Genomic DNA, 12,780 nt, shown 5'->3' with positions numbered 1-12,780 from the left:
GTATCTTTGAGACTCGCACTACGAGGCTCAAAGTAAGTCTGGAGACCGCCTTTCGGCTCCAGACGGTCGCCCACAGCGTTCCGGCTTATTTCCACCGACCGGTAAGGCGAGTCAAACATCCAAGTAAAATCAGTGAACCAGTTATTCGACGCCGACTTCGGCGCGGACCACATCCGCAATCCGATCCACGTAAGCCGAAACCGTCTCCACGGTTGGCGCTTCCGCCATCACCCGCAGCAGTGGTTCCGTCCCGGAAGGCCGTACCAGCACCCGACCGTCGCCAGCCATTTCTTTTTCAACCGTCGCAATCATGGCTTGAACTTGAGGGTTGTTCAAAGCGGCCTGCTTGTCAGCGACCTTGATGTTAACCAACTTTTGTGGGTAGGTCTTCACGTCAGCAGCCAGCTCAGACAGTTTCATGCCCGTCGCCTTTAAGATGTGTAGCAATTGTAAACTCGTTAACAAGCCGTCACCCGTCGTGTTGAAGTCTAAGAACACGATGTGGCCAGACTGCTCGCCACCCAGGTTATACCCGGACTTCCGCATTTCTTCAACCACGTACCGGTCCCCAACCTTCGTCTTCACAGACTTCAGTTCGTGGGCTTCCATGGCCTTGTACATCCCCAGGTTACTCATGACCGTCGTCACGATGGTATCCTTCTTCAGACGCCCGTGTTCGGCCATATATTTACCACAAATGTACATGATCTTGTCGCCGTCAACAATGTTACCTTCTTCGTCAACCGCGATGCACCGGTCGCCATCGCCGTCAAATGCCAGCCCAATGGCAGCGCCCTTTTCAACGACAAACTTTTGTAATTGTTCTGGATGCGTTGAACCCACTTGATCGTTGATGTTTAACCCATTAGGGGTCGTCGCAATCGTGTCAAAGTCTAAGTTCAGGTCAGCGTACAAACGAGAAACTAAGCCGCTGGTAGCACCGTTAGCGGAATCGACCGCAATGTGGAGGCCTTCCAGGTCATCCCCAATGGTCTGTTCCAGGAACTGAATGTACTTCTGGCTCCCTTCGGAATAGTCTTCGACCGTTCCTAAACCGTCAGTCGTTGGCCGTGGCAGGTCGTCCGTTTCGGCGTCCAACAGGGCTTCGATTTCTTCTTCCATTTCGTCGGACAGCTTGTAGCCGTCGTTTCCGAAATACTTGATCCCGTTATATTCAACTGGGTTGTGGGAGGCCGTGATCATGACCCCGGCAGCGGCGCCTTGCGTCCGTACCAAGTAAGCCACGGCTGGCGTCGTAATCACGCCTAATCGTAAGACTTCGATCCCCACAGATAGTAGGCCGGCAACCAAAGCGTTTTCCAGCAATTGACCGGAAATCCGGGTGTCTCTGGCGACTAAGACTTGGGGGTGCGCGTTGTCACTATCAGCGTGTTGCGTCAAGACGTAGCCACCAAAACGGCCGACTTTAAACGCTAACTCGGGAGACAAGTCTTGGTTAGCCACTCCCCGAACACCATCAGTTCCAAAATACTTCATGTCAAAATTCCTCATTTCTCAATCTGTTTGTTGGTTTATTTGGTTGTTGCTGTGACCGATACTTTAATCGTCGACGGGTCAAACGCCGTGACATCGTTGTCACTGGTATCTAACGTGACCGTCTTGGTCGATTTACTTTTCACATCACTCACGTCCACGTCAACATCGACGCTGCTGCCGAGGGCCTTCAACTGTGAAGCGCTCCCGTAAGCGGTGACCTTGCTGACATCGGACGTTAGCTTATAAGTAGTCCCGGACGAGCCGTTCTTAGCGTTCAAGTTCACGCTGACCTTCTTACTCTCCCCATCAGAAGTAACTGGCAAATTAACTGTGGTCGTCGACGGCGTCAAAATGACGTTGACCGTCTTGCCACTACTGTCCAGGGCTTCGATGACCGCCTGACTATTCACCGTCTTCTTGGTGTTCGTCGGCACGGTCAGTTGCGCAATGACTTTCTTCACCCGCGAAATCTCGTTGGCAGCGCCGGTCGCCTTGACCGTCGTTGCATCAGAAGTCGCCTTGCCAGCGGAATAACCCGCAGCGATGTTTTGACTATTATACCGAACCTTGACCGGGAAAGAAACCGTTCGGCGGGGTTCGATGTCGACGTCAATTTTTGCTGGGGAAATGCTGGATGAAATCTCGTGGTTCAAGCCCTCTTGGTGCAGGGTCACTTTGTGCTTGCCCACACCCAGATCGCTCAGCGCCGCGTAAACTTTAAAATTTTGGGTATTCGCCGTCGTCGTCACCAACGCCAGCGGCCCCTTCAACGTAACTTTCACCTTTGAAGGGTAGCCGGTCACGAAATACTTGTTGCTGTTAACATTTAACTGCAGCGGCACCGAGACCGTCATCGTTTTTGTCGCCGTCAGCGACGTGTTACTGCCCGTTGAGCTGGTCGATGAGCTGCTGCTGGAAGACTTGGTGCTGTTCACGTAAAAGAACAGCAGGATGGCTAAAATGAGGGCTAAAATCCGGTACAGCCACGTCGTGTAACGTTCGTTTTTCATTTACGCCGCCCCCCTCTGAACCGCTGATCAAACCAGTCCAAGGCCTTCAGGAACACATTGTTGGTGTCCGTCGCCTCATCGTTGACCAATTCATTTCGCAGAAATTTCAAATAATCCGACTGCGTGAGGCCGCGAAGGAGTTCGTTGTTCTTGGTAATGGACACTTCCCCGGTCTCTTCAGAAATAACGATGGTTAAGGCGTCCGTCACTTCAGAAATCCCAACGGCTGCTCGGTGACGCGTTCCCAACTCTTTCGGAATCAGGTTGCTCTCGGACAACGGCAGGTAGGCCGCCGCCACGGCAATCCGGTTGTCGCGAATGATGACCGCGCCATCGTGCAGCGGCGTGTTGGGGATGAAGATGTTGATCAGCAGTTCGCCGGTCAACTCGGCATCCAAATCAATGCCCGTTTCAATGTAGTCTTCCAGTCCCGTGTCCCGTTGAATGGTCATTAACGCCCCAATCCGCCGTTTGGACATGTACTGAATGGCTTTATCCAAGCCTTCAATCATCTTGTTGGCCGCTTCATTTTCGTGGCGAACCCGAACAAACAAAGAGCCCCGACCGAGATGTTCCAACCCCCGCCGAATTTCCGGTTGAAAGACGATGATAATGGCAATAACACCCCAGTTGATAACCTGATCAACCAGCCACGACACCGTGTTCAGCCCCAAGTAGGCACTGACAAAGCGGACAATCAGAATTAAGATAACCCCACGGAAGAGCTGAATCGCTTTGGTTCCCCGTAGCATTACGATTAATTCATAGATGACGAACCACACCACAAGAATGTCGAGGAGGTTGACCAAATTTCCGATAGTTAGGAGATTTCCCCAATCCAGGTTCATAGCTTTCCCTCCAAATTGAATTCAAATTTTATTATAGCACGGCGCCGCTGACATTTCGCCCCGATTGCGGACAATCCCTGCAAACTCTAGTGGAATGGTCGCAAAGCTTACAGATTCCTTAAGGTCAGTCGTCGCCGTTATTTATATTAAAATAATCTGCTAATATAGAAGTCATATTCTGTTCGTATCCGGCCTTCGCGCTGTAAAATAAGGGTAGGACTTTGTGAAAGGATTGGTGATGGCTATGAAGCGGCGAGCCCGGTGGGAAATCCGTGCCTTTTTCGTGGCGTGGCTAATTTTCCTCTTTTTCCGTGCCAAGGACCCCTTCTCGTTCTTGGTACTCAACACCTTCTTGGGGGCCATCCCCATTGAAATCAGCTTTCACTTAGGGAGCAAGCACCCCCGCGGCTGGCTGTTTTGGCCACTCGTTATTCTGTGGCTGCTGTTCTATCCCAACGCCCCCTATCTCCTAACCGATCTGTTCCACCTGTCGCTCTTGCAGCCATACGCCATGAGCGGCTTGCTAAGAGTCACGCCGCACTTATGGATCTACTTTACCTACATGATTATTAGCGCCATCAGCTGCTCATTTTTGGGCTTCTGGAGCCTGAATCACGTCAGTCAGTCCATTACCGAGCGGCTGGCAAAGGGGAACGGGATTGCCCGACTATTCGTCGTCTTAGTGTTGACCTTCCTAACGTCGGTTGGTCTGTACATTGGTCGTTTTCTCCGGATTCACACGATTTACTTATTCCTAAATCCGGAACAGTTCATCCGACCGCTCTTGGCCATGTGGACGCCGGATATGTGGATCTTCGTGGGCTTGATGACATTGATCCAGCTCTTCTGTTACTGGATTCTTTACCTCATCATGAACAACCGCGACGCTGCGGATTAGAGAGTGTGGCGGTGGGCGCTTAACTGACGAGCATTAACGGTGATAAGCGACTAATCCGGGGCCTGGATTGGTTGATTATCAGTGTTAAGCGGAATCAGTTGCCCGCCGCCACACGTTTCAGCAATGTAAGGTCAGGAATACGATATATCTACCACAGCTCCAGTTAATCTGGTCTCTACGTATACACAAATAATGACTTCATTCAGGTTGGTGCTTTCAGTTGTGATGGCTGAAAGTTACCGGCCTTTTTCTATGTCGGTGGCCACCGTTAGCCCCCTATCCTTACTAACGAAATTTACTTGGTCTTTGTAACCCCCGAAATTAATTTTAGTGATCACGGTGGATGGACCTGGCTTAAGAGTCGCTGAATTATTTCTGGAGCACTGGGGTAGTTCGACGCCAAAAAAATCCAGACGGGACACTTTCATGACCGTCTGGATTTTTTAATTTAAGTTAAATTGACATCTTACTGATTACGCGCACCAAAACTCTTAGTGCTGTGGATAGAACTCACGTTTCGTCAATGTGAAATCGAAGGACTAAACTCCATGACTGGACCGACATAGCCAGTTGGCTGATTACGCTGGACAAACGTTGCCAGTCCAGCGATAATCACATGACTGTCATGTTGAAGAACCAATCCTAACCGAAGGAGGACAGAGATGCAGGCAGCTGTGTCGACGCTGTTAGCTGGGAACCAGCTTACAGCGTGGGACGTGTTTGGAGACTGGCGGTCTTCGCCAGGCTTCAAACCGAGCCGGAGGACCGCCCCTCAGGCCGCAGGCGGTCCCCACAGCAGCCGGAATCTCTGGCAGCCGCAGGTGGCAATTCCAGCCAAATCTTGTGGATTGAATCCCTGATAGCTGGACCGTTTGTGTCTTCAAGTCCACGTTGCTGAAACGTGGAACAAAGGGCAGCTGGCTCCGCTTAAAACTGATAGCCAAATAATCCAAACCCGGGATTATCCGGCTATCAGCCTTAATGCTCACCAGCTAACCGCCCTTGGTCCCACTCTATCCCTCTTCACTATTCAACGACATGACCAGCACGTTTTCTGAATAGTTGACGTATTGCCGCAGATGAGAGGCCATATTCCAGGTGATGTTACCGGCCTCCAATAACGTTTGAATCCCCGTTCTCTCGGCACCCAGCGCCCGGACCCGCAACTTATTGATTTGGTGTTGGTAAAGCTCTTCATGGTCCGGTGCAGTCTCCGCCTTGGCTCGTTCAATCCGGTTTCGGTATTGGACTAGCAAATGGTAGACGGCCTGGTTATCGAACTGGGTCTCGTCCACGTCCGAGCTTGCCAGGTATTGTGACAGGCCCTTGATAGCGGCCTTCGACGTCTCCCGCTCAATCAAATTATTTTCCGCGTGCAAGCGATCCGTGTCCTCCGAATGCAACCAGTAGGCCGCGTTCCGGAACATATGCTTGAAGAAGACACGCCAGTAACGCAGCACACTTGGCATCGTATGTCCTGCCACCTGAGTCAATCGGCTTTCAAAGTTTTCAATCCGGCGAATCGCCCCGACATAACTGGTTTGCGTGATTTTTTCACCCTGACGCAGTTCCTTCAGCGATGCCCGTTCACCAGCCAAGGTGACCTCGCGCAGCTTGATTTCGTCTTCCAAAACCTTCTGCATGGCGGTATCTGCCCGATAATTCATTTCCAACCGGCGAATCACGAATTGATAGTCTAGAATTAAATCATAAGCGGCTCGTTGATTGTTCGGTCGTCGGAGTTCTTCAATTTTTGAAATGGCTAACCGCATAATGTACGCCCGGGCCTCATCCTCACTAATCTGGCGGACCGGATCTTCGGGAATCTCCTCGCCGTCCTCATCCAAATCAAGGTCGTTGGCCCCCTCGTCGCTGGCACTCGCCCGCGTTTGCAGGGGTTGGCCCGACGTCGAAATTAACGGCAAGGTGATGGTGGCGGCGACCAGACTGATAATGATGACGCCGGAAGCCACGAACAGCATCAACGAACGGGTCGGGAAGCTCGCACCAGACGAAATCGTCATCGGCACCGACAGGACCCCGGCCATGGTAACGGCCCCCCGCACACCAGACAGACCGGATAAAATAGACATCCGCAAGCCTGGCTTATCCGTGGTGCCCTTGTGGTTAATCCGTTCAAACAGCACGTACCCGTATGTCCAGACGGTTCGGATGACCACGATGATCACCCAGGCCATGAAGGCAAAGAAGAGCGCTTGCCACGTGTTGAACTGACCACCTTTAATCACTTTCGACGTCGCCACGGGCAATTCGATGCCGAGAATCACAAACACGATACCGTTCAAAGAATAGATAATAATATCCCAAACTTTTTCGGTCACCAATTTTAATTCGGGTGAGTCCTCCACAATCCGGTTTTCCCGGGCGTGGTAGAGCACCCCCGCGGTGACCACGGCAATTACCCCGGAAGCATGGGTAATCTCTTCGGTGACTAGGTAGACGACGAACGGCGTGGCAATTTGCAACACCGTGTTGAAGATCACGTCATCAATCCCCTGCCGCCGTAAAATATCCATTAAGAGTTGAATGGCGGTCATGAAAATCAGACCGGATAAAAAGCCGACGATACTGATGTAAAAGAAGTCACCCACAGCTGTGCCCATTGAAAAAGCACCCGTCACCGTCGCCGCAATCGCATATTTGAAGGCAATCAGGCCACTGGCGTCGTTGATCAGACTTTCCCCACTGACCAGGTGAAGCAAACTATCTGGCAGCTTGGCCTGCTTGGAAATCGACTGCACCGCAACCGGGTCGGTCGGTGACAAAATCGCTGCCAACGCCAACGCCACAGTAAACGGCATCTTGGGAATCAATTCGTAAATGAGAAAGCCACCTAAAATTGTGGTCAAAAAGACCAGCCAGATGGCATTGGCAAAGATTGGCCCCCGCAATCGCCAGAGTTCTTTTCTGGGAAAACGCCGGCCATCGTTATACAACAACGGTGCAATGAACAAGAGTAAAAACCAATCAGTTTCCAGTGGGACCTCGAAGTTCCAAACTAAGGCGACGAGGAGTCCCAGCGCAATTTGAATCAAACTGACCGGAATAAACGTGAGGTAGTGACTGATAATATTAGAGAATAAAACTAACACGATCAACAGGATCACTGCTTCAACTATAGGCACATAAGGTTCCCCCTTTTTGTCATTTTGCTTACTTCGTGGCAGCTGGTTCTTCGCCAATGATTTGGACTTCGGTTTCCAGTTTGACCTGGTCCGTTTGCCAAATCACGTCTTGAATGTGGTGAATCAGTTCCAGGTAGTCCGTGGCCGTCGCGTGATCGATGTTCACAATGAACCCCGCATGCTTAGTCGAAACCTGGGCACCGCCCCACTTCAAGCCTTGTAGCCCAGCGGCTTGGATCAGCTGACCAGTGTAATGGCCTTCTGGGCGTTTGAAAACACTCCCACAGGAAGGTAAGTCCAAGGGTTGCTTGGCAGCACGCTGTGCGTTCAGATCATCCATCTTGGCTTGAATAGCTGTCCCATCCCCTGGTTCCAGAGCAAAGGTCGCCGTCAAAACGATGTCATGATAGTCTTGAATCGAACTGTGCCGGTAACCGAAATCAAACTCATCTTGGGTCAGGGTACGGACTTCGCCAGCGGGCGTCAATACCTCGGCGGAAAGGGCGATATCACTAATGGCCCCGCCGTAAGCACCGGCGTTCATGAAGATGGCCCCGCCCACGCTACCGGGAATCCCAGCGGCAAATTCAAAGCCGGTCAGGGCATGAGCTTGCGCCACCTGGGTCGTCTTGATCAACGCAGCGCCAGCCTCCGCCGTCACCGTGTTACCGGTCGTGGTGATGTGGTTCATCTTGGTTAGAATCATCACCAAGCCCCGAATGCCGCCATCTCGAACGATCAGGTTACTGGCGTTGCCAATCACCGTCACCGGGACCTGTTCCTCATTGGCGTACGCCAGTAAGGATTTCGTTTCCTGAATGTTGGTGGGGAACGCTAAGAAATCCGCCGGTCCACCGGTCTTTGTGTGTGTATAATGTGCAAGTGGCTCGTCCCGTAAGATTTCAATTGCTGGGAAAGCCGTCGTTATGTCCGTCATCATGATAAAATTCCTCTCGATCTGTAAATATTTGTGCCTGGTTACGCTTATTTTCAGCGAATGCCGGCTGGATTACGCCGCGTTCGCTGAAAACAGGCGTCAATCGCATGCGTTGGCCTGGTGAAACGCCTTGCCGTGCCTGGGTAATTCACCGAAGTGGCCGGCACCAGACCCGCACCGTAACCAAATAAAACGTGATTTTGTCGTGAGTGATTATATTTTACCATGAATTCTGGGTGAACCGGGGAAGAACGCTCCAATATACCGCAATTTCTAACTTTTCTGGTATACTGAAACCAGTTAGTTGGAGGTGCGTAATGAAATTTATTTCTTGGAACGTAAACGGCCTACGGGCAATTGTGAAAAAGAATTTTGTGGAAACTTTTCAGGAACTCGACGCTGATTTCTTTGGGATTCAAGAAACCAAGTTACAGGAGGGCCAAATCGACCTCGACCTGCCTGGTTACTACCAATACTGGAATTACGCCGAACGCAAGGGCTACTCGGGGACGGCCTTATTTACCAAACACAAGCCGTTAAACGTCCTCTACGGCATCGACTCCCCGGACTTTGATCACGAGGGCCGGACGATTACGCTGGAGTACCCAGACTTTTACGTGTTGACCTGTTACACACCGAACTCTGGGAGCGGGCTCAAGCGGCTCGACTTTCGGATGGGCTGGGAAGAAGCTTTCCTGGCCTTCGTGCAGAAACTGGATGCGAACAAGCCGATCATTTTCTGTGGCGACCTCAACGTGGCCCGCACGGAGATTGACCTGAAGAATCCCAAGACCAATCACAAGAACGCCGGCTTTACCGACGACGAACGGGAAAAGATGGCCCACCTTCTGGCCGCGGGGTACACGGATACCTTCCGTTACTTCAACCCGGATGCCACCGAACGGTATTCGTGGTGGAGCTACCGGTTCCACGCCCGCGACAACAACGCCGGCTGGCGGATCGATTACTTTATCACCAGCAATCGGCTGCAGGATCAACTGGAAAAAGCAGAAATTTTAGATCAAGTTCTGGGGTCGGACCACTGCCCCGTCGAGCTGGATGTTAAGGGCTTGACAGTTTAGGTTGACCGGTTTGCGATTAGCCACTTCCAAAACACTTGCATTATTGATTGAAATCACTTAGTATTTAACCACCTAAAACCAGAGAGGAAGAGGCTTCTGTGAACTTTGTAGCCATGGACTTTGAAACGGCGAGCGGCAAGCGCTATAGTGCCTGCTCCTTGGCGTTGACGATTGTCCGCGACAGCCAAGTCGTTGACGAATTTTATTCTTTAATTAAGCCAGACACCGAATTTTTCTGGCGCAACGTGCAGATTCACGGGATTCACGAACGCGACGTGGCTAACGCGCCCACCTTCCCGGAAGTCTGGGAACACGTGGCGCCGTTCTTTCAACGGGACCGGCTGGTGATTGCCCACAACGCCCCGTTTGACAACGGCGTCTTGCGGAGCAGTCTCGAGCACTACAATTTGCCAACTGCCCGCTACCTCACGTTGGACACGGTGAAGACCAGTCGGAAGTTCTTCCCGGAATTCCCCAATCACAAACTCGACACGGTGTGTGATGAGCTGGCTATTGATTTGCACCATCACCACAACGCGCTAGACGACAGTTTGGCCTGCGCTAACATCCTGTTGTATGAAGCCAATCACTTCGGCACACAGCCATTGAAGCCGTTTGTGACGGTGAATGCCTAACACTGAGTAGTCCTGAAATTACGACCGAAATAAAAAAATGAGCCTGGGACAAAATCCCAGGCTCATTTTTTTATCTCCAAGTTTATACTGCCGAAACGTTGAACGAAAGGCAGCTGGCTCCGCTTAAAACTGAAAGCCAAATAATCCAAGCCCAGGATCATCCGGCTTTCAGCCTTAATGCTCACCAGCTAACCGCCTTTTGTCCCACTCTCATTTTAATTTATTGATTTTCAGCTATTGATTATTGTTTATCGATATTGTATTATCGAGTTGTAATAAATTTCAGGGGAGATGTTAACCATGTCAAAATGGTTGAAATTTGGTATTAAGACGGTTGTTTTCTTTTCATACATTTGCATTGCAATCGGCTATTTGGTGTTTTTGTTCCCGATTGGCTACCTATTTGAGGCTTTCCAGAACAGAACCGCCCACGACATTCTAAGTAGCAGTGACTTTCTGCGCTTAGCAAACAATCATCAAGCAACGCTGGCAGCTGTGAAAAGCTTTCCCAATTGGCCCTATGCCCTGCTCATGTCAGTAGGAATCATTTTAATGGCATGGGCTGGCATCAAAGCTTTAAAGGCCTTGATTAAGCTGCTCAACAATATCGTTGCCCAAGAATACTTTTCGGCCTCAAACGAAGAAGCCTTACGCACTATTTTCAAAATGCAGCTAGTCACCTTCGTGAGCGACCTCTTCTTTGCCAGTGGAAATCAACTCACGCGAAGCTGGTTACTACGAGTCAATCACGGAGCGTCGCCTCAAACCTGGTCAGACTGCGTCCAAGATATTTACGTCATCATTTTCCTAGCCGCCATCTATGAAACTTACCGTCACGCTATGCGCATGAAAACCGAAAATGATTTGACCGTTTAGGAGGTCCTCTTACTGTGGTTAAGCTAACTTTGAACGTGGTTATGGCAGAACGTAATATGAGTAGCCAGGAGCTGGCCAAGGCGATTGGCATCACGCCCGCCAACTTGTCAATTTTGAAAACTGGCAAAGCCAAGGCTATCCGCTTCAGTACGCTCGGCAAAATCTGCCAAGTCCTGAACTGCCAGCCAGGCGACATTCTCAAGTACGTCGACGACTGAGACGGATTGATCTGGTGGATTAATGCCGGCTACGTCAATAGCAAAAAATAAGAGGCCCAGATGCAGTTTCCAATGCACCTGGGCCTCCTTACTTATGCAATTAGACCAAGTTGTTGTGATTTAACAGGTGACCGACCACATCATTCTCATAACTAACGCAATTGGTCACTTAGCGTTCCAATCGATTGCCGGCTGAGCGGCTAAGATGGCTTCAATTTGTGCCAGCTCTTCCTCGCTAAAGGCCACATTGTCCAAGGCCGCCACGTTGGCCAAAACCTGTTCCGGCCGACTGGCACCAATTAAGACACTGGCAATGGCGGGTTGCCGTAAATTCCAAGCCAACGCCATTTGCGCCAGGCTTTGATTCCGATTGGCGGCCACGGCATTTAGCTGCTTAATCGTCCCCAATGTTTGTGCCACCTGTGCGGGGTGTAGGAACGGAATGGTCGCCTTGTTTGCCCGTGAATCCTGTGGAATGCCCTTAAGATATTTATTCGTCAATAGGCCTTGGCACAACGAACTGAAACTCACAGCACACTTTTTTTCAGCGACTAATTCAGGGAACACGTCCGCTTCAACGTCCCGGTTCAACAGGTTGTACCGCGGTTGGTCAATGATAAATGGCGTGTGGTGCTCGCGGAAAATAGCGCTCATCACCTTGATTTGTGCGCCGCTATAATTGGACAGGCCGACATACAACGTTTTCCCTTCCCGTACCAGCTGATCCAAGGCCAACGCGGTTTCTTCCGGATTCGTTGCCGGGTCAGCGCGGTGGCTGTAGAAAATATCAAAGTAATCCAAGCCGGTCCGCCGTAAACTTTGGTCGGCACTGGCAATGATACTCTTGCGTGACCCCCAGTTGCCATAGGGACCAGGCCACATCACGTAGCCGGCCTTACTGGCAATCACCAATTCGTCCCGATAAGGTTTCAAATCCGTCGCCAGCATCTTGCCAAAGTTTTCCTCGGCACTGCCGGGTTCCGGCCCGTAGTTGTTGGCCAGGTCAAAGTAGGTGATGCCGAGATCAAAGGCCTGGTGAATGATGGCCTTTTGTGTGGCGTAGGCGTCGACACTCCCAAAGTTGTTCCACAGTCCCATCCCGATAGCGGACAGTTTCAAACCACTGTCCCCCACCCGGTTATAAATCATTTTATCGTAACGCTGCTCGTTTGCACGGTACATGATTGGTCCTCCTCAAATTGATTCATTGTTCTAAGGATAACGCTTTCATGCTGACAAAAAAAGTCCTAACCAAATCAAGCTTCAATCGGATAACGTCAATTTTAGTGCTGATTAAGACAATTTTTCAACAGTTAACCTTATCTCAATAAATTGGTCGGTCGCCTAACAGGTTAATTTGATTAATACCACAGTGCCTGATTATCCGTTGGCCATAATTACCAGGAAATATCAGCGTCACGCTTAGGACTCACACCCGCTTTCACAGCAGATTCTTATTTGAGTGCCCATAACTGCTTATAATCGCATGGTAGTGCGACTGTCTCACCAATCACGTCAGGTCTAACCATATAGCACAGGTATACATTGGTTCATATCCATACTACAATAGAGTCGTGCATTAACAGTTGCTTTCAGCCACTAATTACTGGAGGAGTAAACTATGTTGATTAAA

11 protein-coding genes are annotated in these 12,780 nt (G+C 50.6%); 5 read left to right on the top strand and 6 right to left on the bottom strand.

Features of this window, described 5'->3' with window-relative positions:
* Positions 1-141: 141 nt before the first annotated feature.
* From glmM to cdaA, 3 genes are read right to left on the bottom strand one after another with little or no spacing between them, the layout of a single operon-like run.
* Entirely contained in the window at positions 142-1,497 is a 1,356-nt protein-coding gene (glmM, locus tag EKM99_RS10360; RefSeq protein ID WP_125583349.1) for a phosphoglucosamine mutase, read from the bottom strand.
* Between the two features lie 35 nt (positions 1,498-1,532).
* Complete coding sequence (locus EKM99_RS10355) at positions 1,533-2,507, bottom strand: CdaR family protein (protein WP_125583348.1); 975 nt, start codon at positions 2,505-2,507, stop codon at positions 1,533-1,535.
* Positions 2,504-3,355, bottom strand: coding sequence for a diadenylate cyclase CdaA (gene cdaA / locus EKM99_RS10350; protein ID WP_125583347.1), 852 nt, complete (start codon positions 3,353-3,355; stop codon positions 2,504-2,506). Before cdaA ends, EKM99_RS10355 begins: the two co-directional genes overlap by 4 nt.
* A gap of 238 nt (positions 3,356-3,593) precedes the next feature.
* On the opposite strand from cdaA, the gene EKM99_RS10345 reads away from it, so the two are divergent.
* Positions 3,594-4,253, top strand: coding sequence for a DUF1361 domain-containing protein (locus EKM99_RS10345; protein WP_125583346.1), 660 nt, complete (start codon positions 3,594-3,596; stop codon positions 4,251-4,253).
* Positions 4,254-5,266: 1,013 nt separating this feature from the next.
* Here the strand turns inward: EKM99_RS10345 and EKM99_RS10340 are convergent.
* Together EKM99_RS10340 and murB are read right to left on the bottom strand one after the other, a co-directional pair.
* Positions 5,267-7,399, bottom strand: a complete 2,133-nt coding sequence (locus tag EKM99_RS10340; protein WP_125583345.1) for a cation:proton antiporter — start codon at positions 7,397-7,399, stop codon at positions 5,267-5,269.
* A gap of 28 nt (positions 7,400-7,427) precedes the next feature.
* Positions 7,428-8,342, bottom strand: a complete 915-nt coding sequence (gene murB, locus EKM99_RS10335; protein ID WP_125583344.1) for a UDP-N-acetylmuramate dehydrogenase — start codon at positions 8,340-8,342, stop codon at positions 7,428-7,430.
* Positions 8,343-8,653: 311 nt separating this feature from the next.
* On the opposite strand from murB, the gene EKM99_RS10330 reads away from it, so the two are divergent.
* The 4 genes from EKM99_RS10330 (at position 8,654) to EKM99_RS10315 (ending at position 11,147) form a co-directional block, all read left to right on the top strand.
* Positions 8,654-9,418: an exodeoxyribonuclease III gene (locus EKM99_RS10330; RefSeq protein WP_125583343.1), complete on the top strand. Its 765-nt coding sequence runs from the start codon at positions 8,654-8,656 to the stop codon at positions 9,416-9,418.
* A gap of 98 nt (positions 9,419-9,516) precedes the next feature.
* Positions 9,517-10,053, top strand: coding sequence for a 3'-5' exonuclease (locus tag EKM99_RS10325; protein ID WP_125583342.1), 537 nt, complete (start codon positions 9,517-9,519; stop codon positions 10,051-10,053).
* 300 nt (positions 10,054-10,353) lie between these two features.
* Entirely contained in the window at positions 10,354-10,929 is a 576-nt protein-coding gene (locus tag EKM99_RS10320) for a DUF2975 domain-containing protein (protein WP_125583341.1), read from the top strand.
* Positions 10,930-10,970: 41 nt separating this feature from the next.
* On the top strand, positions 10,971-11,147 hold the full coding sequence (locus EKM99_RS10315; RefSeq protein WP_125583340.1) for a helix-turn-helix domain-containing protein: 177 nt from the start codon (positions 10,971-10,973) through the stop codon (positions 11,145-11,147).
* 165 nt (positions 11,148-11,312) lie between these two features.
* Here the strand turns inward: EKM99_RS10315 and EKM99_RS10310 are convergent, their stop codons facing one another.
* Positions 11,313-12,329 (bottom strand): aldo/keto reductase, encoded by a 1,017-nt coding sequence (locus tag EKM99_RS10310; RefSeq protein WP_125583339.1) that lies wholly within the window; start codon positions 12,327-12,329, stop codon positions 11,313-11,315.
* Positions 12,330-12,780: the final 451 nt, after the last annotated feature.

Origin of the sequence: Levilactobacillus cerevisiae, assembly GCF_003946245.1 — a bacterium.
GTDB classification, from domain to species: Bacteria; Bacillota; Bacilli; order Lactobacillales; family Lactobacillaceae; genus Levilactobacillus; species Levilactobacillus cerevisiae.
The sequence above is the reverse complement of the archived record's forward strand: the minus strand, read 5'-3'. Positions and strand labels throughout refer to the sequence as shown.